Source organism: Streptomyces sp. JNUCC 64, assembly GCF_054484115.1.
Genome location: NZ_CM137015.1, coordinates 6,910,127 through 6,930,225 on the forward strand (window position 1 = coordinate 6,910,127; position 20,099 = coordinate 6,930,225).

Annotated in this window: 16 protein-coding genes; 10 read left to right on the forward strand and 6 right to left on the reverse strand. The window is 76.1% G+C overall.

Annotated features, from left to right (window positions below; translation table 11 throughout):
* The first annotated feature begins 13 nt into the window (after positions 1-13).
* The 4 genes from ACVWNX_RS28570 (at position 14) to ACVWNX_RS28585 (ending at position 4,593) form a co-directional block, all read left to right on the forward strand.
* The gene (locus ACVWNX_RS28570) at positions 14-1,126 is read left to right on the forward strand and encodes a quaternary amine ABC transporter ATP-binding protein (RefSeq protein ID WP_454411065.1); all 1,113 of its coding nucleotides are present in this window, start codon (positions 14-16) and stop codon (positions 1,124-1,126) included.
* Positions 1,119-2,912 (forward strand): ABC transporter permease/substrate binding protein, encoded by a 1,794-nt coding sequence (locus ACVWNX_RS28575; RefSeq protein WP_454411066.1) that lies wholly within the window; start codon positions 1,119-1,121, stop codon positions 2,910-2,912. Before ACVWNX_RS28570 ends, ACVWNX_RS28575 begins: the two co-directional genes overlap by 8 nt.
* A gap of 303 nt (positions 2,913-3,215) precedes the next feature.
* Positions 3,216-3,815 (forward strand): helix-turn-helix domain-containing protein, encoded by a 600-nt coding sequence (locus tag ACVWNX_RS28580; protein ID WP_454411067.1) that lies wholly within the window; start codon positions 3,216-3,218, stop codon positions 3,813-3,815.
* Between the two features lie 46 nt (positions 3,816-3,861).
* On the forward strand, positions 3,862-4,593 hold the full coding sequence (locus tag ACVWNX_RS28585; protein ID WP_454411068.1) for a helical backbone metal receptor: 732 nt from the start codon (positions 3,862-3,864) through the stop codon (positions 4,591-4,593).
* 271 nt (positions 4,594-4,864) lie between these two features.
* Here the strand turns inward: ACVWNX_RS28585 and ACVWNX_RS28590 are convergent, their stop codons facing one another.
* Positions 4,865-6,082: an SLAC1 family transporter gene (locus ACVWNX_RS28590; protein WP_454411069.1), complete on the reverse strand. Its 1,218-nt coding sequence runs from the start codon at positions 6,080-6,082 to the stop codon at positions 4,865-4,867.
* Between the two features lie 70 nt (positions 6,083-6,152).
* Here ACVWNX_RS28590 and ACVWNX_RS28595 point away from each other — a divergent pair, with 70 nt between their 5' ends.
* Complete coding sequence (locus tag ACVWNX_RS28595; RefSeq protein ID WP_454411070.1) at positions 6,153-7,091, forward strand: LysR family transcriptional regulator; 939 nt, start codon at positions 6,153-6,155, stop codon at positions 7,089-7,091.
* Between the two features lie 413 nt (positions 7,092-7,504).
* Here the strand turns inward: ACVWNX_RS28595 and ACVWNX_RS28600 are convergent, their stop codons facing one another.
* From ACVWNX_RS28600 to ACVWNX_RS28610, 3 genes are all read right to left on the reverse strand, one after another.
* Positions 7,505-8,191, reverse strand: coding sequence for a gamma-glutamyl-gamma-aminobutyrate hydrolase family protein (locus ACVWNX_RS28600; RefSeq protein WP_454411071.1), 687 nt, complete (start codon positions 8,189-8,191; stop codon positions 7,505-7,507).
* Positions 8,192-8,287: 96 nt separating this feature from the next.
* Positions 8,288-9,727, reverse strand: a complete 1,440-nt coding sequence (gene eat / locus ACVWNX_RS28605) for an ethanolamine permease (RefSeq protein ID WP_454411072.1) — start codon at positions 9,725-9,727, stop codon at positions 8,288-8,290.
* Between the two features lie 196 nt (positions 9,728-9,923).
* Positions 9,924-10,646 (reverse strand): FadR/GntR family transcriptional regulator, encoded by a 723-nt coding sequence (locus ACVWNX_RS28610; RefSeq protein WP_454411073.1) that lies wholly within the window; start codon positions 10,644-10,646, stop codon positions 9,924-9,926.
* A 77-nt stretch (positions 10,647-10,723) separates the two neighbouring features.
* On the opposite strand from ACVWNX_RS28610, the gene ACVWNX_RS28615 reads away from it, so the two are divergent.
* Genes ACVWNX_RS28615 through ACVWNX_RS28625 form a run of 3 tightly spaced genes read left to right on the forward strand, consistent with a single transcriptional unit; the run spans position 10,724 to position 14,307 of the window.
* Positions 10,724-12,097: a glutamine synthetase family protein gene (locus ACVWNX_RS28615; protein WP_454411074.1), complete on the forward strand. Its 1,374-nt coding sequence runs from the start codon at positions 10,724-10,726 to the stop codon at positions 12,095-12,097.
* 8 nt (positions 12,098-12,105) lie between these two features.
* Positions 12,106-13,500 (forward strand): aldehyde dehydrogenase family protein, encoded by a 1,395-nt coding sequence (locus tag ACVWNX_RS28620; RefSeq protein ID WP_454411075.1) that lies wholly within the window; start codon positions 12,106-12,108, stop codon positions 13,498-13,500.
* 3 nt (positions 13,501-13,503) lie between these two features.
* Entirely contained in the window at positions 13,504-14,307 is an 804-nt protein-coding gene (locus tag ACVWNX_RS28625; RefSeq protein WP_454411076.1) for a 3-oxoacyl-ACP reductase, read from the forward strand.
* 43 nt (positions 14,308-14,350) lie between these two features.
* Here the strand turns inward: ACVWNX_RS28625 and ACVWNX_RS28630 are convergent, their stop codons facing one another.
* Positions 14,351-14,779, reverse strand: a complete 429-nt coding sequence (locus ACVWNX_RS28630; RefSeq protein WP_454411077.1) for a pyridoxamine 5'-phosphate oxidase family protein — start codon at positions 14,777-14,779, stop codon at positions 14,351-14,353.
* Between the two features lie 457 nt (positions 14,780-15,236).
* Positions 15,237-16,436, reverse strand: coding sequence for an amino acid deaminase/aldolase (locus ACVWNX_RS28635; protein WP_454411078.1), 1,200 nt, complete (start codon positions 16,434-16,436; stop codon positions 15,237-15,239).
* Between the two features lie 852 nt (positions 16,437-17,288).
* Between ACVWNX_RS28635 and ACVWNX_RS28640 the strand changes: the two genes are divergently transcribed.
* Positions 17,289-18,776 (forward strand): hypothetical protein, encoded by a 1,488-nt coding sequence (locus ACVWNX_RS28640; protein ID WP_454411079.1) that lies wholly within the window; start codon positions 17,289-17,291, stop codon positions 18,774-18,776.
* Positions 18,773-20,068 carry a type VII secretion-associated serine protease mycosin gene (gene mycP / locus ACVWNX_RS28645; RefSeq protein ID WP_454411080.1) on the forward strand — a complete coding sequence of 432 codons (1,296 nt, stop codon included), beginning with the start codon at positions 18,773-18,775 and terminating at the stop codon, positions 20,066-20,068. The genes ACVWNX_RS28640 and mycP overlap by 4 nt, the downstream gene beginning before the upstream one ends.
* Positions 20,069-20,099 lie beyond the last annotated feature (31 nt).

Below are 20,099 nucleotides of genomic sequence, written 5' to 3' on the forward strand. Positions count from 1 at the left end.
CCGAGAGGTTCATGTGACCAGGCTTGAGGCCGAACACCTGTACAAGGTGTTCGGAAGACGACCCGACTCCGCCGTCGAGCGGCTCCGGCGCGGAGCCGACCGGGAGGAACTGCGCGCCGACGGGGTGACCGCCGCCGTCATCGACGCCTCCCTCACCGTCGAACCCGGCCGGATCTCCGTCGTCATGGGCCTCTCCGGCTCGGGCAAGTCCACCCTCCTGCGCATGCTCAACGGGCTGCTCGCCCCCACCGCCGGACGGGTCCTGCTCGACGGCCAGGACCTCACCGCGCTCGGCCCCCGGGAGCTGCGCGAGGTCCGCTCCCGCCGGATCGGCATGGTCTTCCAGCACTTCGCCCTCTTCCCGCACCGCAGCGTCCTGGACAACGCCGCCTACGGACTGGAGGTGCGCGGGGTCGCCCGCGCCGAACGCCGGGAACGCGCCGCCGAGGCGCTCTCCGTCACCGGACTGGCGGGCTGGGAGGACAGCTGGCCCGACGAACTGTCCGGCGGGATGCAACAGCGCGTCGGCATCGCCCGCGCGCTCGCCACCGACGCCGACCTCCTCCTGATGGACGAGTCGTTCAGCGCCCTCGACCCGCTGATCCGCCGGGACATGCAGGACCAGCTGCGCGAACTCCAGGCCCGGTTCCGGAAGACCGTCGTCTTCATCACCCACGACCTCAACGAGGCCGTGCGGATCGGCGACCGGGTCACCGTGATGCGCGACGGCCGGGTGGTGCAGAGCGGCACCCCCGAGGACGTCCTGCTGCGTCCGGCCGACGACTACGTGGCCGCCTTCACCCGGGACGTGGACCGCTCCCGGGTGCTCACCGCGGCCTCCGTGATGGACCGCGCCCCGGCCGGTGACGAGGCCGACTGCTCCTGCGCCACGGCCGGACCGGACACCTCCTTCGCCGAACTCTGCGCGCTCGGCGCCCGGGTCCCGCACCCCGTCGCCGTCCTCGACGGACGGCGGCTCGTCGGCGTGGTGCCGCGCGCCCGGCTCCTCGGCGCGCTCGGCGACCCCGACGGGACACCGCTCCCCACGACCCCCTGCGACGCTCCCCGGGACCCGGGAGCCACCCCCGCGCACGGTCGCGGGCGGGCGGTGAACGCCGATGCCTAGGCTGCCCCTCGGAGACTGGGTGGACGGTGGCGTGGACTGGCTCGTCACCCATCTGGGCTGGCTCTTCGACACCCTCAAACGCGTGGTCCAGGGCCTCTACGACCTGATGGAGACCGTCCTCGGCGCTCCCGAACCCCTGATCCTCGCGGGCGGGTTCGCGGTCCTGGCGTGGTGGCTGCGCGGACCGGTCGCGGGCGTCCTCGCCTTCGGCGGCTTCGCGCTGATCGACTCCCTGGAACTGTGGGACAAGTCGATGTCGACGCTGGCCCTGGTGCTCGTCGCCACCCTGATCGCGCTGGCCGCCGGGGTGCCGCTGGGCATCTGGGCGGCCCGCTCGCGGACGGTCGGCGCGGTGCTGCGGCCGGTCCTGGACCTGCTCCAGACGATGCCCTCGATGGTGCTGCTGATCCCGGCCATCCTCTTCTTCGGGATGGGCGTCCCGGCCGGGGTGGTCGCCACCCTGGTCTTCGCGATCGCGCCGGGGGTCCGGATGACCGAACTCGGCATCCGCCAGGTCGACCCGGAACTGGTCGAGGCCGCCGCCGCGTTCGGCGCCACCCCGCGCGCCACCCTGCTGCGGGTCCAGCTCCCGCTCGCCCTGCCCACCGTGATGGCGGGCGTCAACCAGGTCATCATGCTGGGCCTGTCGATGGTCGTCATCGCGGGCATGGTCGGCACCGGCGGACTCGGCGGCGCCGTCAACGAGGCCATCGGCCGGCTCGACATCGGCCTCGGGTTCGAGGCGGGCATCGCGATCGTCGTCCTCGCCGTCTATCTGGACCGGATGACCGGCGCGCTCGGCGAACGCGTCTCCCCGCTCGGGCGCCGCGCGGCCGAACGGGCGCGGGCCGCCGCCAAGCCCTCGTTCTGGCGGCACCGTCCCCGGCCCGCCGTGGCCGTGATCGGTCTGGTCGTCCTCGCCCTGGCCGACGGCGGCACCAGCCTGCTCGGCGGCTCCCGGGACACCACCGCGGCCCCGGGCCGGGCCGGGACGATCAGGATCGGGTACATCCCCTGGGACGAGGCCATCGCCTCCACCTTCCTGTGGAAGGAGGTGCTGGAGCGCCGGGGCTACCGGGTCGAGGCCACCCAGTACTCCGCCGGACCCCTCTACACGGGCCTCGCCCGGGGGCAGATCGACTTCCAGACGGACAGCTGGCTCCCGGTCACCCACGCCGAGTACTGGGAGAAGTACGGCGACGACCTCGACGACCTCGGCGCCTGGTACGGCCCGACCTCCCTGGAGATCGCCGTCCCCGCGTACGTACGGGACGTGGACTCCCTGGACGACCTGAAGGGCGCCGCCGACCGGTTCGGCGGACGGATCGTCGGCATCGAACCCGGCGCCGGGATGATGGGCCTGCTCAAGGACGAGGTGCTGCCGGAGTACGGCCTCGACGGGGAGTACGAGGTGGTCGACGGCTCCACCCCCGCGATGCTCGCCGAGCTGAAGCGGGCCTACGCCCGCGAGGAGCCCATCGCCGTCACCCTCTGGTCACCGCACTGGGCGTACGGCGACCTCGACCTCCGGAAGCTGGCCGACCCCCGGGGCGCCTGGGGCGAGGGCGACGACGTGCACACCCTGAGCCGGAAGGGGTTCGCCGACGACCACCCCGAGGTGGCGCGCTGGCTCAAGGACTTCCGGATGACCGAGGAACAGCTCACCGGTCTGGAGGCGGACATCCAGCGGGCGGGCGAGGGCGGGGAGCGCCGGGCCGTCCGCGACTGGCTCGCGGACCGTCCGGAACTGCTCGACCGCTGGGCCCCCGTGTCGCCGCGCGAGTGACCCGACGGCGTCCGCGCCCGGCCCGGCGTCGTCCCCGCGCGGGCCCGGCGCGGTCTCCGCGCCGCCCTCGTGGGGCCCGCCGTCAACACGGCGCCTCGCCCTTCGGGGGGAATGGCGCGAAAATGTGGATGTGAGCGGCGCGCACCCGGTGCGACGGGGCGGGCTTCGCCGTTGTGGCGGGGTCCGCCCCCCGCGCGTGCTCTACTAGCGACGGCTGTTTGCCGAACATGCGTAGGGTGCAGGAAACCGTCGGGCCCGTACGGGCCCGACGAGCCACGACGAGCGGGGGAGGGAGTCGGCACGATGGACGAGAAGGAATCCTTTCGGGTGGGCGCGGCCGTCCGGCGACGGCGCCGCTCCCTGGAACTGACGCTCGCCGTGGTCGCCGCCCGCAGCGGGCTGTCCGTCCCGTTCCTCAGCCAGGTCGAGAACGAGCGCGCCCGGCCCAGCCGGGCCTCCCTGGAGAAGGTCGCCGACGCCCTCGGCACCACCGCCGTCGAACTGCTCGCCGCCGCCGACCCGGCCTGCACGGTGGACGTGGTCCGCGACGAGACGTCCACCGCCCCGGCCAACCCGTCCGCCCCGTCCGAATCCCGGGACGAGCCCCCGCGCAGCCGGGTCCGCGCCCTGGTCAGGGGCCATCAGCAGCTCCACGCCACCGAGTTCACCGGCGACCACGACACGGCCCGCGAGTTCCGCCACCGCAACGACGAGATGCTGTACGTCGCGGACGGCGCGGTGGAGATCGAGGCCGAGGGCCGCGCCTACCGGCTCGGGCGCGGCGACACCCTCTACCTCACCGGGGGAGTGCGGCACCGCTGGCGCGCCACCGAGCCCGACACCCGGGTCCTGGTGGTGGCCGTCGCCGAGCACATCGACGCGGTGCAGGACCGTCGCAGATGAGTCCGGAGTGGGCGTCGGGACCTCCGCCGCTCACTACGCTGACCCCGTGAACTCTGCCCGGATCGTCTCCCTGGTCCCCTCGCTGACCGAAGCCGTGGCGGTGACCCTGCCCGGCGCGCTCGTCGGCGCCACCGACTGGTGCACCCGGCCCGAAGGGCTCGACGCCGTCCGCCTCGGGGGCACCAAGAACCCCGACGTCCGGCGGATCGTCTCCCTCGCCCCCGACCTGGTCGTGGCCAACGAGGAGGAGAACCGCGCCCGGGACATCGCCGCCCTGCGGGCCGCGGGCGTCGAGGTGCTCGTCACGGAGATCCGTTCGGTGCAGCAGGCGTTCCGGGAACTCGACCGGGTGCTGCGGGAGTGCGGGGGGCGGGGACGCCCGGGCTGGCTGGACCTCGCGGAGTCGGTCTGGTCGGGCATGCCCGAACCGTGGGAGCGCGTCACCGCCGTGATCCCGGTGTGGCGACGGCCCTGGATGGTGCTCGGCCGGGACACCTACGCGGGGGACGTCCTGGCCCGGCTCGGCGTCGACAACGTCTACGCGGACCACGGCGACCGCTACCCCCACGTTCCGCTGGAGGAGCTCCAGAACTGCGGGGCCGACCTGGTGGTGCTGCCGGACGAGCCCTACCCCTTCGGCCCCGGCGACGGGCCCGAGTCGTTCGGACCGCCCGCCGCCTGCGTCAGCGGACGCCATCTGACCTGGTACGGGCCCTCGATGGCACAGGCGCCCGGGGTGATCGGCGCGAGCCTGCGGGGCGTGCTGCGGGGCCGGTGAGCCCCGTGCCCCCGCCGCCGTCACCCCGACGGTCGGTGCGAGGCCGTGCCGACGGGCGCCGGACGACGCCGACGGGCCGGTCCGGACGGGTGCCGGTGGGCGACGTTCGGTGGCCGCGCGGTGGCCGCCGACCGGGGCGGCCCGGCGCGGTCCGGATGCCGGAGAGGGCGGTCGGCGCGGTCCGGACGTCCGGAGAGGCGTGCTGGCGGGGCGGTTCAGCGCGCGGGGACACCGGTGGGGCTGGTGGTGCGGGCCCGGCGGAGGGGGCGGGTCAGCGCGCGGTGGACGCCGTGGGGAGTCGAGGGCCGGGGGTCGGGGCCGGGAGCCGTCCGCGTGCCAGGTCCAGGGCGGTGCGCGCCGCGACCACCGTCCACACCGCCGCCAGCCCCGCGTACAGCACGGCCGCCAGCGCGTCGTGGACCGCCCAGCCGGTCCGTCCGGCCAGCGCCGCCGCCCCCGTCACACAGGTCCCCAGCGGGAAGGTGAACGCCCACCACGTCATCGCGAACCGCAGCCCCCGCCGCCGGGCCCGCACCACCAGCCCCACCGACAGCGCCAGCCACAGGCATCCGAACCCCAGCACCGGCACCCCGTACGGCACGACCGCCGCCCCGAGGCCGTCGGCCAGCCCCGGGGGCACCGTCCCGGGCGCGGCGGCGGCGATCCGGTCCAGCGCGGTGGTGGACTGTCCGAGCGGCCCCAGCACCAGGAACAGGGCCGGGGTGAGCGCGGGTGGCGGCGGGCCGTCGGCCAGCAGCCCCGCGCACACCGGCACCAGCAGGACCAGCGCCCCCAGCAGCCCCGCGACGAGCGCCGCCAGGCATCCGTACAGCACGGGCCCGCGCGTCGCCGGGGGCAGCCACGGCAGGCACAGCGGGCCGGTCGCCGCGGCCACCACCAGCGGTACCACCGCGAGCAGCCACACCGGGGTGATCCGCCCGCGTGCCCGCCCCCGGCGCCGCGCCGTCAGCAGCCGGTACGGGACGACGACGGCGACCACCAGCGCCACCACCGCACCCGCCCCGGCCAGCACCAGCCCGAGGCCCACCGCCACGGACGCGCCCGGCCCCGGTCGGCCGAGGGCCAGCGCCCCGCCGCCGACCGCCAGCAGCGCCATCGCCAGACAGCCGTGGAAGGGGGCCGTCGCGGGGTCGTCGAGCGACCGGAGCGCGTGCTCCCGGTGGCGGCTCCAGTGCGCCGCCCGCGCGATGAGCACGGCGGTCAGCGCGGCCAGGGACAGCGCCCAGAGCCCCGTCCACAGCGGGCGGAGCGCCGTCGCCCCCGGGGTGAGCCCGGCACCCGCCGTGGCCGTGATCGCGGTGCCCATCGCGGTGGCGTACCAGTTCGGCCCGAGGTCCCGGACCGAGCGGCGGCGGGCGGTGCCGGTCCCGCCCGCCGGGGGCGTGGCCGGGGCCGGGAGGCGGCGCGGGGTCCGCGACGGCTCGGGGGAGGGGACCTCGGGGACCGGGGGGCGGGTGGCGATGGCCATGCGACCACCGTCGTATGGGGAACCGGCGCTCACCAGGGGCTCCCCGGCTATGAGGGCATAAGCTGGACTGATGAGCGAACCGGACACCGGGCCCGGACCCGACGGAGCGCGGGTGCCGCTCGCGCACCGGGTGCCGGACCTCGGGGCGCTGGAACTGCTGCTCGCCGTGGCCCGGCTGGGCAGCCTCGGCCGCGCGGCCCGGGAACTCGGCATCACCCAGCCCGCCGCCAGCGGCCGGATCCGGGCGATGGAACGACGGCTCGGGGTGGCGCTGGTGGACCGCTCGCCCCGCGGCTCCCGGCTGACCGCCGCCGGGGCGCTGGTGACCGACTGGGCCCGCCGGGTGGTCGAGGCGGCGGAGGCGTTCGACGCGGGCGCGCAGGCGCTGCGCGACCGGCGGGACTCCCGGCTCCGGGTGGCCGCGAGCATGACCATCGCGGAGTACCTGTTCCCGGGCTGGCTGATCGCGCTGCGCGCCCGGCGGCCGGACACGGCGGTCTCGCTGCTCGCCGGGAACTCGGCGGTGGTCGCCGAACGGCTGCTCTCCGGCGCCGCCGACCTCGGGTTCGTCGAGGGCGCGGAGGTGCCGTCCGGACTGGACTCCGCGGTCATCGGCCACGACCAGCTGCTCGTCGTCACCGCGCCCGGCCACCCCTGGGCCCGCCGTCGCGGCCCGGTCCCGGCCGGGGAGCTGGCCGGGACCCCGCTGATCCTGCGGGAGGAGGGCTCGGGGACCCGTCAGGTGCTGGCGCGGGCGCTGGGCGGGCTGGCCCGTCCGCTGGTGGAGCTGTCGTCCACCACGGCGGTGAAGGCCGCGGCGGTCAGCGGGGCGGGACCGGCGGTCCTCAGCGAACTCGCCGTCGGCGAGGAGCTGGCGGCCCGCAGACTGGTCGCCGTCCCGCTCCGGGACGTCGTCCTCACCCGGGCGCTGCGCGCGGCCTGGCCCCGGGGCCCGCGTCCCACCGGCCCGGCCCGGGACCTGCTGGCCCTCACCCGCTCCCGCGCCTGAGCCCGGCTGGGTCCGCGCGTCTTCGGGGCACGCGACCGGCGGCCCCCCTCCGGGCCCGGAGGCCCGGGAGGTGCCGCCACCGCGTGGGGCTCCTTCCCCCGTCTCGCGACGCACGGCACCGGACCCCGCTCCCTGATCCAGCCTGATCGGTGGCCCCGGCCGCGCCTGCCGACCCGGCCGCCCCTGCCGCGCGGCTGATCGGCTCCCGTCCGGACGGGTTCCCGTTCGGGCGGCCGGGAATCCGGCTGGAGGGGCTCCGGTCGGTGGGGCTCAAGCCCGCCCCGGGGGCGGTAGCGCGGGCCGTCCCAGAGGGCTTCCGGCCCCGCCCCGCCAGGGGAAGCGGCGCGGGGCGGGCGCGTGTCCGTGGGGCGTGACGGGGGCGGGGCCGGTGCTCGTGGCGGGGTACAGGCGGCTCAGGCCCCGGCGCCCGCCTCGACCAGCCCCCGAAGCACCCGGAGGTCCTCGCCCTGCTCGGGGTGCCACTGCACCCCGAGCACCCACCGCTCGCCGGGCAGCTCCACCGCCTCCACGGTGCCGTCCGTCGCGTGCGCCGAGGCGACCAGTCCCTCGCCGAGCCGGTCCACCGCCTGGTGGTGGTAGGTCGGCACCGGGGACGTGCCCGGCGCCAGCGCCGCGTAGCGGGTGCCCGGCACCGCGGTCACCGGGTGGACGCCGATGACCCCGACGCCGTCGGTGTGGCCGTCCAGGTGCTGGACGAGGGTGCCGCCGAGCGCCACGTTCAGCAACTGCATGCCCCGGCAGATGCCCAGCAGCGGGGTGCCCGAGTCCAGCGCGGCCCCGATCAGGGCCAGCTCCCAGGTGTCGCGCGCCCGGGCGGGCGGTCCGGTCCGGGGGTCCGGTTCGGCCCCGTACCGCACCGGCTCCACGTCCGGGCCGCCCGCGATGACCAGCCCGTCCAGCCGGGCCACCGTGGCGGCGGCGCGCTCCGGCTCGTCCGGCGGCAGCAGCGCCGCGAGCCCCCCGGCGGACTGCACGATCCGGGGGTACCCCACCGGCAGCAGCGCGGCCTCCAGCTCCCACACCCCCCAGCGCGCGCCCTCCTGGTACGTGCTCACTCCGATCAGCGGCCTGTCCACCACACACTCCTCGGTCCGTGGGCCCGCGCCCCGACGGCGGCGGGCCCGTCACACCGGGCGCGGTCCGGACGGCACGGGGCCGCCCGGACCGCGCCCGGTTCACTTCAGTTCGGCCTCGGCCGCCGCCAGCGCGGCGAACTCCTCCTCGGGGGCGCGGGCCACCAGCCGGTCCTTGCTGTACGCGCCGAAGTACCCGAGCGCCACCCCGTAGACCACCAGGGCGATCACCGCCGCCGTCACGTCCACCAGGAAGGTGGCGACGAGCGCCGCGCAGGCGAGGACCAGCGCCACCGAGGAGGTGAGCGTCCCGCCCGGGGTGCGGTACGGGCGCGGCAGGTCCGGTTCGCGGCGCCGCAGCACGATGTGCGACAGCGACATCAGGGCGTAGGAGATGGTCGCGCCGAACACCGCGATGTTCAGCATCCGCGCCCCGTCCCCGGTCGACGCGGCCAGCCCGAAGCCCAGCGCGCCCGGCACCAGCAGTCCCAGGTAGGGCGCCTTGCGGCGGCTGGTGAGGGAGAGGAACCTCGGCAGGTAGCCCGCCCGGGAGAGCGCGAAGAGCTGCCGGGACCCGGCATAGATCAGCGAGAAGAACGAGGCCACCAGGCCCGCCAGTCCCGCGTAGTTGACGATCCGGCTGAGCGCGGTCGGCTCGCCGTCCGGCTGGAGCGCCTCGACCAGCGGGTTGCCCGCGTCCTGGATGGCGGCGGAGCCCCGGGCGCCCGCCGCCGCGAGGAAGGTCAGCAGCGCGAGGACCGCCAGGATGGCCATCGACCAGACGATCGCCTTCGGCAGGGTGCGGGCCGGGTCCCGGGTCTCCTCGGCGGCCAGCGGCACGCCCTCGACGCCGAGGAAGAACCACATGCCGAACGGGAACGCCGCCCAGATGCCGAGCAGCCCCATCGGCAGCCACGAGGAGGAGCCGAACGCGTCCGGGTCGGCCGGGATGTCGTTCAGGCCCGAGGCGTCGAACTCGGTGAAGGCGCCCAGCGCGAAGACGAGCAGCGCGGCGACGGCGATGCCGGTGACCACGAAGCTGAACCGCAGCGCCTCCCCGACGCCCCACAGATGGATGCCTATGAAGATCACGAAACACGCCAGGTACACGGGCCAGCCGGAGGTCAGCCCGAACAGGCCGAGCGATTCGACGTAGTCGCCGATGAAGATGGAGATGGCGGCGGGCGCGAGGACGTACTCGATGAGGATCGCCGTCCCGGTGAGGAAGCCGCCCCAGGGGCCCAGCGCGCGGCGGGCGAAGCCGTAGCCGCCGCCCGCCGTCGGCAGCACCGAGGACAGCTCCGCCAGCGAGAACACCATGCAGGCGTACATCACGCCCATGAGCAGCATGGCGATGGCGAGCCCGCCGAAGCCGCCCTCCGCCAGGCCGAAGTTCCAGCCGGAGAAGTCGCCGGAGACGACGTAGGCCACGCCGAGGCCGGTCAGCAGCAGCCAGCCCGCGCTGCCCCGGCGCAGGGCGCGGCGGGCGAAGTAGTCGTCGTGGCCGTCCCCCGGTGGGGACGACGGGGTCTTCAGGGTCATGGCAGGGCTCCCCACTGGCGTGGCACCTGGGCGAGTTCAATGGAATGAGGCCATACCTTTGCGCCGCCGACCGGTAAAAGGCAAGACCCCTGCGTAACGTCGCCGTAAACCCGGCCCGGGGACCGCCCCCGCGCGGATCCCGGGATCCGCCCCCGCGAAGGTCCCGGGACCGTCCCCCCGGGGTCCCCGTCCGGGCTCAGGTCAGGAAGCCGCGCAGCAGCGAGGCGGTGCCCTCGCAGTGCTCGCGCATGACGGCCCGCGCCGTCTCCGCGTCCCCCGCCAGCACGGCCGCCACCAGCGCGTTGTGCTGCTCCTGGCTGTGCTCCAGATTGCGCACCAGCAGCGGGATGCAGTCCAGCAGGTCGTTGACCCGGGCGCGGACCGCCGCGTACTGGGCGGTGAGGCTCGGGGAGCCGGACAGCTCCGCGAGGGTGAGGTGGAAGAGGGTGTCCCGGCGGCGGTAGTCGGCGAGCGGGGCGTCCCCGGTCGCGGCCAGCGCCCCGCGCAGCCGGTCCGCCCGTTCCCCGTCCAGCCCGTTCGCCGCGCACAGCCCGGCCGCGCCGACCTCCAGCACCTCCCGGAACCGCAGCACGTCCTCCACGTCCACCTCCGCGACCCGGCGGCGCAGCTCCTCCCCGCCGTGCGAGCCGGTCCGGGGCAGGACAAACGTTCCGCCGTACCGGCCGCGCCGCGACTCCACCAGCCCCTGGTCCGTCAGCACCTTGATGACCTCCCGCAGGGTCACCCGGCTGACGCCGAGCCGTTCCGACAACTCCCGCTCGGACGGCAGCCGTTCGCCGTCCGGCACCAGACCGAGGCGGACCACCTGGAGGACCTGCTCCAGCGCCTCCTCGAAACCGTTCCCGGCCCGCACCGGGCGGAGTATCGGAGACAGCCGGTCATCGGTGTCCTGGCCCATCCGACCGCACCCCCTTCCCAATCAATGGTTCTCGTGCATACCTTATGTGCCCCGGCTGACCGAAGGAGGCCCTTTCCGTGGCAGACCGCACACCCCCGCTCTCCGTCGAGGCGCTGCGCGCCCTCGTCGCGAGCGGTGAGATCGACACTGTCGTCCTGGCCTTCCCCGACATGCAAGGACGGCTCCAGGGCAAGCGGTTCGCCGCCGGCTTCTTCCTCGACGAGGTACTGGAGCACGGTACGGAGGGCTGCAACTACCTGCTCGCCGTGGACACCGAGATGAACACCGTCGACGGCTACGCCATGTCCTCCTGGGACCGGGGGTACGGCGACTTCGCCATGCGCCCCGACCCGGACACCCTGCGCCGCGTCCCCTGGAACGCGGGCACCGCCCTGCTCATCGCCGACCTCGGCTGGAACGACGGCTCGCCGGTGGTCGCCGCGCCCCGGCAGATCCTGCGCCGCCAGCTCGACCGCCTCGCCGGCCTCGGCTGGAGCGCCCGGGTCGGCACCGAGCTGGAGTTCATCGTCTTCCGCGACACCTACGAACAGGCGTGGGACGCCGCCTACCGCGGCCTCACCCCCGTCAACCAGTACAACGTCGACTACTCCGTCCTGGGGACCGGACGCGTCGAGCCGCTGCTGCGCCGCATCCGCAACGAGATGGCGGGCGCGGGACTGACCGTCGAGTCCGCCAAGGGCGAGTGCAACCCCGGACAGCACGAGATCGCCTTCCGCTACGACGACGCCCTCGTCACCTGCGACCAGCACGCCGTGTACAAGACCGGGGCCAAGGAGATCGCCGCCCAGGAGGGCGTGTCGCTCACCTTCATGGCCAAGTACAACGAGCGCGAGGGCAACTCCTGCCACATCCACCTCTCCCTCGCCGACGCCGACGGCCGTCCCGTGTTCGCCGACGGCGGCGCGGACGACCCGTACGGCATGGCCCCCGTCATGCGGCACTTCCTCGCCGGACAGCTCGCCGCCCTGCGGGACTTCTCGCTGCTCTACGCCCCCAACGTCAACTCCTACAAGCGCTTCCAGCCCGGCTCCTTCGCCCCCACCGCCGTCGCCTGGGGCCATGACAACCGCACCTGCGCGCTGCGGGTGGTCGGCCACGGCCCCTCGCTGCGCTTCGAGAACCGGCTGCCCGGCGGGGACGTCAACCCGTACCTCGCGGTCGCCGGGCTGCTCGCCGCCGGACTGCACGGCGTGGAGCAGCGGCTCGAACTGCCCGAGCCCTGTACCGGCAACGCCTACACGGCCGGGTTCGACCACGTCCCCACCACCCTGCGGGAGGCCGCCGGCCTCTGGCGGGACAGCCCGATCGCCCGCGCCGCCTTCGGCGACGAGGTGGTCGACCACTACCACAACATGGCCCGCGTCGAACTCGACGCCTTCGACGCCGCGGTGACCGACTGGGAGCTGCGCCGCTCCTTCGAACGCCTGTGAGGAACGCCTTGCCGACCCCCCGCCCCCCGCACCCCGACGAGCCCTACGAGCTGACCGTCCTCAACCCGGCGACGGAGGAGGTCGTCGCCACCGTCCCCGGGGCCACCGCCGCCGACGTGGACCGGGCCGTCGTCCGCGCCGCCGCCGCCCAGCGGGTGTGGGCGGCCCTCGCCCCCGCCGACCGGGCCCGCGCCCTGCGCCGGTTCGCCTCCGTCGTCGACGCCCACCTCGGGGAACTCGCCGACCTGGAGGTCCGCGAGGCCGGACACACCATCGGCAACGCCCGCTGGGAGGCGGGCAACGTCCGCGATCTGCTCGACTACTCCGCCGGGGGAGTGGAACGGCTGAACGGCCGTCAGATCCCGGTGCCCGGCGGACTGGACGTCACCATCCTCGAACCGCTCGGGGTCATCGGGGTCATCGCCCCCTGGAACTTCCCGCTGCCCATCGCCGCCTGGGGCACCGCCCCCGCCCTGGCCGCCGGGAACGCCGTCCTCCTCAAGCCCGCCGAGACCACCCCCCTCACCGCGCTGCGGCTCGCCGAACTCGGCCGGGAGGCGGGACTGCCCGAACACCTCTTCCAGGTGCTGCCCGGCACCGGGACCGTCGCGGGCGACGCCCTGGTGACCCACCCCGGAGTCGCCAAGATCGTGTTCACCGGCTCCACCCGGGTCGGCAAGTCGATCATGGCCAAGTGCGCCGACCGGGTGAAGCGGGTGACCCTCGAACTCGGCGGCAAGAGCCCCAACATCGTCTTCGCGGACGCCGACCTGGAGGCCGCCGCGGCCGCCGCCCCGATGTCCTTCCTGGACAACAGCGGCCAGGACTGCTGCGCCCGCACCCGCGTCCTGGTGCACGAGTCGGTCCACGACCGCTTCCTCGACCTGCTCGCCCCCGCCGTCCGCGCCGTCCGGGTCGGCGACCCCGCCGACGAGAAGACCCAGATGGGACCGCTGATCTCGCGCGCCCAGCTCGACCGGGTCCGTGGCTACGTCCCCGACGAGCTGCCCGGCATCCGGGGGCGGTGCCCCGACGGCCCCGGCTTCTGGTTCGCGCCGACCGTCCTCACCGGCCTCGCCCCCGACGCCCCCGCCGCCGTCGAGGAGGTCTTCGGCCCCGTCGCCGTGGTCCTCCCGTTCCGCGACGAGGAGGACGCCGTCCGGCTCGCCAACGCCACCGAGTACGGGCTGTCCGGCTCGGTGTGGACCCGGGACCTGGGGCGCGCCCTGCGGGTCTGCCGCGCGGTGGCCGCGGGCAACCTCTCCGTCAACTCCCACTCCAGCGTCCGCTACTGGACCCCGTTCGGCGGCTTCAAGCAGTCCGGACTCGGCCGGGAGCTGGGCCCCGACGCCCTCACCGCCTTCACCGAAACCAAGAACGTCTTCCTCAGCACGGAGGTCTGACCCATGACCGGCACCCCCCAGAACGGTCCCGCCGACGGCAGCTGCCGCCGTCTGGTCGGCCGCACCGCGGTCATCACCGGAGCGGGCAGCGGCATCGGCCTCGCCACCGCCCGCCGCCTCGCCTCCGAAGGCGCCCACGTCGTCTGCGGCGACATCGACGAGCGGGCGGGCAAGGCCGCCGCCGACGAGGTCGGCGGCACCTTCGTCCGGGTCGACGTCACCGACCCCGAGCAGGTCGAGGCGCTGTTCAAGACGGCGTACGACACCTACGGCTCGGTGGACGTCGCGTTCAACAACGCCGGGATCTCGCCCCCCGACGACGACTCCATCCTCGACACCGGACTGGAGGCGTGGAAGCGGGTCCAGGAGGTCAACCTCACCTCCGTCTACCTCTGCTGCAAGGCCGCCATCCCCTACATGCGCCGCCAGGGCCGGGGCTCCATCATCAACACCGCCTCGTTCGTGGCCCGGATGGGCGCCGCGACCTCCCAGATCTCCTACACCGCGTCCAAGGGCGGCGTCCTCGCCATGTCCCGGGAACTGGGCGTGCAGTTCGCCCGGGAGGGCATCCGCGTCAACGCCCTGTGCCCGGGGCCGGTGAACACCCCGCTGCTCCAAGAGCTGTTCGCCAAGGACCCCGAGCGCGCGGCCCGCCGACTGGTGCACATCCCGGTCGGACGGTTCGCCGAGGCCGAGGAGATCGCCGCCGCCGTCGCCTTCCTCGCCAGCGACGACTCCTCGTTCGTCAACGCCACCGACTTCCTGGTGGACGGCGGGATCTCCGGGGCGTACGTCACCCCGCTGTAGGCCGCCGGACGGGCGCCCCGGACCCACCGGGGCGCCCGCGCCGTCACAGCGAGCCCAGGTCCGCGGTGACCCAGTGCTCCGGACGCATCCGGATGACGGTCTGGGCGCCGAAGTCGCCCTCCGCGAACGCGAGGTACCCGTCCACCTTGTCGGCGGGCAGATAGCGCGCGGCCAGCTCGCGGTGCTCCTCCGGGGTCGCCGCGGCGGTCGAGGTGACCGGGCCCTCCACCGACACGTACCGCACGGTCGGCTCCGCGCGGTCCACGAGGAGGGTGAACCGGCCCGCCGCCGCGATCAGCCGGGCCTTGCGCGAGTCCGTCCCGGTGAGGATCCAGACCTCGCCGCCGGGCGCGTACTGGTACCAGATCGGCACCGAGAGCGGGCCCCGGCCGGGGGACCCCGAGTCCACCGAGAGGGCCGCGATCCGGGCCTCGGCGAGGAACTCCTCGCGCTCCTGACGGGTGAGGGGCATCAGACCTCCTAGCGGGCGGTCCCCTCCCCGGACGGGGACGGGACCGGGTGTCCGGCCCGCCGCCGGACGTGACGGCGGGCGTCCCCCCGTTCTACCGCCGTCCCGCCCGGAAACGCCGTCACCGGGCCCGTCGTCGTCGGGCCGGGCGCGATCCCGCCACCCTTCCGCGTCCGCCGTCCCGTGGCCCCGCCGCCCTTTCCGTTCCCGCTGCTCCGGACGTCCCGCCGTTCCCGCTGGTCCCGTCGTCCGCGCCCCGGACGCCCGCCGGTCGGCCGGGAAGCGGGGCTCCGGGCCGGACGGACGAGGGGACGGCTCCCCCGACCGGACGGGCGGCGGTCCGTGTCCGGCGGCCCGGACGGCCGCCGTGGGCCCTGTGGTCCGGCCGTGGGTCCGGTGGTCCGGCCGTGGGCCCGGGCGGTCCGACCGTGGCCTGGTGGTCCGGCTGTGGGCCGGTGGCTCACAGGAAGGCGCGGCCCTCGCCCCGGTAGGTGGGCACCACCTCCGTCACCCGCTCGCCCCGCACCAGGTGCAGCGACGCGAAGCGCTCGCACAGCTCGCCCGCCTTCGCATGGCGGAACCACACCTTGTCGCCGAGGCCCAGCCCGTCCGCCGCCGCCCCGAACAACGGCGTCTGCACCTCGCCGGGGCCCTCCGACCGCCCGTACCGCAGCCCCGCCGGGAGCCAGGGCTCGGGCAGCCGGTCCGCCCCCGCCGGACCGGAGGCCGGATAGCCGCCGCCCAGCACGGTCACCACCCCGGGACCCGGCCGTCGCACCACGGGCTGCGCGAACAGCGCCGCCGGACGTCCGCTGAACGACGCGTAGTGGTCGAACAGCCGGGGCACGAAGAGCCCCGACCCCGCCGCGACCTCCGTCACCGCGCCCTCCGCCGCGGTGCGCTCCAGACTGCCGGTGCCGCCGCCGTTCACGAACTCCAGGTCAGGGGCCTCGGCCCGCACCAGCCGCACCGCCTCGGCCCGTCGCTCCGCCAGCTCCCGCCGGGCCGCCGACTGCATCAGCCGCACCCCCCGCGACACCACCGGACGTCCGGCCACCGCGTCCCCCACCCCCGCGATGTGCGCCTCGTACGCCATCACCCCCACCAGCCGGAAGCCGGGCGTCCGGACCACCGCGCGGGCCGCCGCTGCCAGCGCGGCGGGGGAGTGCAGGGGTGAGCGGCGCGCCCCGATCCGCACCCGTCCGCCGCCCAGCCACAGCGAGGTGTCCAGCTCCAGACAGACCCGCACCTCGGCCGGTCCGCCGCGCGCGGCGTCGATCAGCCGCAGCTGGGCCGGGTCGTCCACCGTCACCGTGACCGCCGCCGCCAGCCGGGGATCGGCGGTCAGCTCCGCCAGGGCGGCCCGGTCGGAGGAGGGGTAGGCGAGCAGGACGTCCGGGAACCCGTGGCGCGCCAGCCACACCGACTCGGCCAGCGTGAACGACAGCACGCCCGCGAACCCCTCCCGGGCCAGCACCCGTTCCAGCAGCGCCCGGCAGCGCACCGACTTGGTGGCCACCCGCACCGGGGTGCCGCCCGCCCGGCGCGTGAGATCGGCGGCGTTGGCGTCGAAGGCGTCCAGGTCCACGATCGCCAGCGGGGCGTCCAGCGCGGCGGTCGCCCGGTCGTACCGGGCCCGTTCGACTGCGCGTTCGGTCATGGCCGCAGCCTGCCAGAACGGTTACCCGGGGGTAAGGGGGATGTACCGGGCAGATGCCTCCGGTGCGCCGGACCGTCTCCCCGTCGAAGGTCATCAACCCGTAGAGTGACGCGGACGCAAACGAACGGCCGGACCCCGGGCACCACCCCGGAGGACCGGCCCGCCGCGCCGCCCGCCGTGCGACCCGGCCGGGAACCCGGTGGCGGCGACCGTCCGAGGAGCCGTGGCCACGCCGTGGTCCGGCGCCCGGACGAATGTCCGGACCGGGGCCCTCGCCCCGGGGACGGACGACGTCCGTGGCCCCGCCACGGTCCGGGCGGTGGGCGGCCCCCGGACCCGGAGGGGCGGGCCGGAGCGGTCTCCGGCTCCGCGGACGCGAGCCCTTCCGGGCGGTCGGCGACGACCCTGCCCGGGGCACCGGACGGCCTCCGCCTCCCCCGCCCCGGACCGGGCCGCGAGGCACCGGAGGGGCGCCGGGCACCGCGCGCCCGGCAGGGTGCCCGGTCCGAGGGGGGCCGGCCAGGACATGGGGGGCGCATGAGCACGGACACGACCGGGCCCGCCCCCGCGTACCCGCCCGCGCCACCCCGCCCGCCCGCGCCCCCCGCGCGTCCCGTCGCGCCGCCCGCGCGCCCCGTGCCGCCCCCGCCCCGTCCCGCCGGGCCCCCGCCCGGTTCCCCGCCCCCGCCCGCGCACCCCCCGCGCCCTCCGGAGCCCCCGCGCCCCGTCCGCGCGCCGCACAGCGCCGCCGTCACCCCCGTTCCCGACCACTCCGGGGTGGCGAGTTCCGCTCCGCGCACCCCCGGTTCCCGCAAGTCGCTGGATACTCATGGGGTGTTCGACCCTCGTGGAATGGCTGACGACGACCCGGTGCCGGACGGCCCCGGGTACGGCGGCGCGCCCCGCCGTACCCGGCCGGAGCCGGACCCCGGCCCCGCCTTCACCACCGACTTCGCCGCGCCCGCGCCTCCCGGCCCTTCGGCCGCCCGCCGCCCGTCCGGCCCGACCGGTGGCCCGGGCCCCGCCTTCACCACGGGCTCCGGCACCGACTTCGCCGCGCCTCCCGGCCCTTCGGCCGCCCGCCGCCCGTCCGGTCCGACCGGCCCGTCCGGTGGCCCCGGCCCGGCCAGTGCCCCGGGCCGGAACCGTCGCACCGCCGCGCCCCCGCCCCCCGCCGCCTCCGCCCGGTTCCCCGACGAGCCGCCTCCGGAGCCCCGGGGCGCCCTCCGCCCTCCGCGCCGCTTCCCGGCCCCCGGAGCGCCCCACGACCCCCTCGGCTCCGAACCGCCCCACGACGCCCCCGGTTCCGAACTGCCCGGCGCCGGACCCGTCCACCGGCCCCGCCCGCCCCACCAGGGCCGCCCCGCCCATCCGGCGCCCCGCCACCCCGCCCCGGGACCGGACGGGACCCCCGGGTTCCCCGCCGGGGCCGCCTTCCCGGCGGGAGCCTCCGGCCACCCCCGCTCCGCCCCGCCCGGGCGGTACGGACCGGCCGCGCCCTTCGACGACGAACCGGTCCACCGGCTCCCCGTCGACGCCTTCCCCGACCCCGTCGCACCCGGGCCCGCCCCCGGACCCACCGGCTTCGCCCGCTACCGCGCCGCCACCGCCGCGGCCTGCGCCATCCTCGGCCTCGGCCTCATCGGCGGTGCCGTCACCGGCAGTTGGCTCACCGGCGACAGCACTGCGGCTCCCCGGCCCGTCGACGGCTTCAGCGCCGCCCGCGAGCTGTGGCACAACACACCCGTGGACGAACTGTTCCCCCGGGTCGTCCGGGGCGACGAGGCGGGCCCCGGCGGCGCCGACCGCGTCTGGCACCGGGTCGCCGTGGCCCCCGACACCACCTGCGCCAAGGGCCTCGCCCCCCGGCTGCGCCAGGTCCTGGCCCCGGTCGGCTGCGAACGGCTGCTGCGCGCCACCTACACGGACGCCACCCGCAGCCACCTCACCACCGTGGGGCTGCTGTTCACCACCGCGGACGCCCCCGCCATGCGCGCCCTGCGCACCCGGTTCGCCGAGGGCGGCCTCGACCGGCACCGCGAACTGATGCCCCGCGCCTACGGTCCCCAGGGCACCCCCGCCGCCGGGTTCGGGGACCAGCAGCGGGCGGCCTGGACGCTGTCCGTCCGCGCCGACGCCCCGGTGATCACCTACGCCGTCTCCGGCTTCGCGGACGGCCGGGTGGTCACCGACCCGGAACCCGCCGTCGAGGCCGCCCGGGGCGACGGCACCTCCGCCCCCTCGCAGTCCGGCCTCGGCCACGAGGCGAAGGGCCTCGCCGACCGCGTCGAACGCGCCCTGCGGCAGCGCGTCGCCGGCGCCACGGAGAAGGCGTCATGACCACGCCCGAACGCGCCGCCTCCCGACAGCCCGCGCCCCGGCGGCCCGTCACCCGGCGGACCGCCCTCCTTCCGACGGCGGTACCCCCGACGGCCACCCGACGGCCGTTGGCGCCCCGCCGCGCGACGCCTCCGCCCCGGGCCGCCGTCCGGGCCGCCACCGTCACCCTGTCCACGGCGCTCGCCGCTTCCCTCGCCCTGCTGCCCGCCACCGCCGCGCACGCCGACGGCATCCGCGCCCGCCAGTGGAGCCACGAGGCCCTCCGGGTCCAGGAGGCGTGGCGCACCACCAAGGGCGAGGGCATCGTGGTCGCCGTCCTCGACACCGGGGTGGACGACTCCCACCCCGACCTGACCGGCAACATCCTGCCCGGCAAGGACCTGATCGGCTTCGGCGCCGAGCGCGGTGACCGTCCCTGGGCCCGGCACGGCACCGCGATGGCCGGGATCATCGCCGGGCACGGACACGGCCCCGGCAACGCGGACGGGGTCCTCGGCATCGCCCCCGAGGCGAAGGTCCTCCCGATCCGGGTGATCCTGGAGGACGGTGACCCCGCCCGCAAGAAGGCCCGCGACACCCGGGGCACCGCCCTCGCCGAGGGCATCCGCTGGGCCGCCGACCAGGGCGCCGACGTCATCAACCTCTCGCTCGGCGACGACTCGGCCTCCGCCCACCCCGAACCCGCCGAGGACGCGGCCGTCCAGTACGCCCTGAAGAAGGGCGCCTCCGTCGTCGCCTCGGCGGGCAACGGCGGGGAGAAGGGCGACCACGTCTCGTACCCCGCCGCCTACCCGGGCGTCATCGCGGCCACCGCCGTGGACCGCTTCGGCACCCGCGCCCCGTTCTCCACCCGCCGCTGGTACGCCACGGTCAGCGCGCCCGGCGAGGACGTCGTCCTGGTGGACCCCGACCGCCGCTACTACGAGGGCTGGGGCACCAGCGCCGCCGCCGCGTTCGTCTCCGGCGCCACCGCGCTGATCAGGGCGGCCCACCCCGGTCTGACGCCCGCCCAGGTCAAACGGCTGCTGGAGGACACCGCGCGGAACCCGCCCGAGGGCGGCCGGGACGACTCCCGGGGCTTCGGCCTCGTCGACCCCGCCGCCGCGATCCAGCAGGGCGCCTCCGTCCGCCCCGACCCGCGTCCGGCGGCCCACCGCGAGCGCTACTTCGGTCCCGGCCCGGACCGTCCCGAACGGAAGGAGGAGGACAGCTGGATCACCCCGGCCGCGGGCGCCGCCGGGGTCGCCCTGCTGGCCGTCTCCGTCGTCCTCTGGCGCCGCCGCCCGGAGTGACCGCCCCAGCCCCAGGACGACACGCCCGACA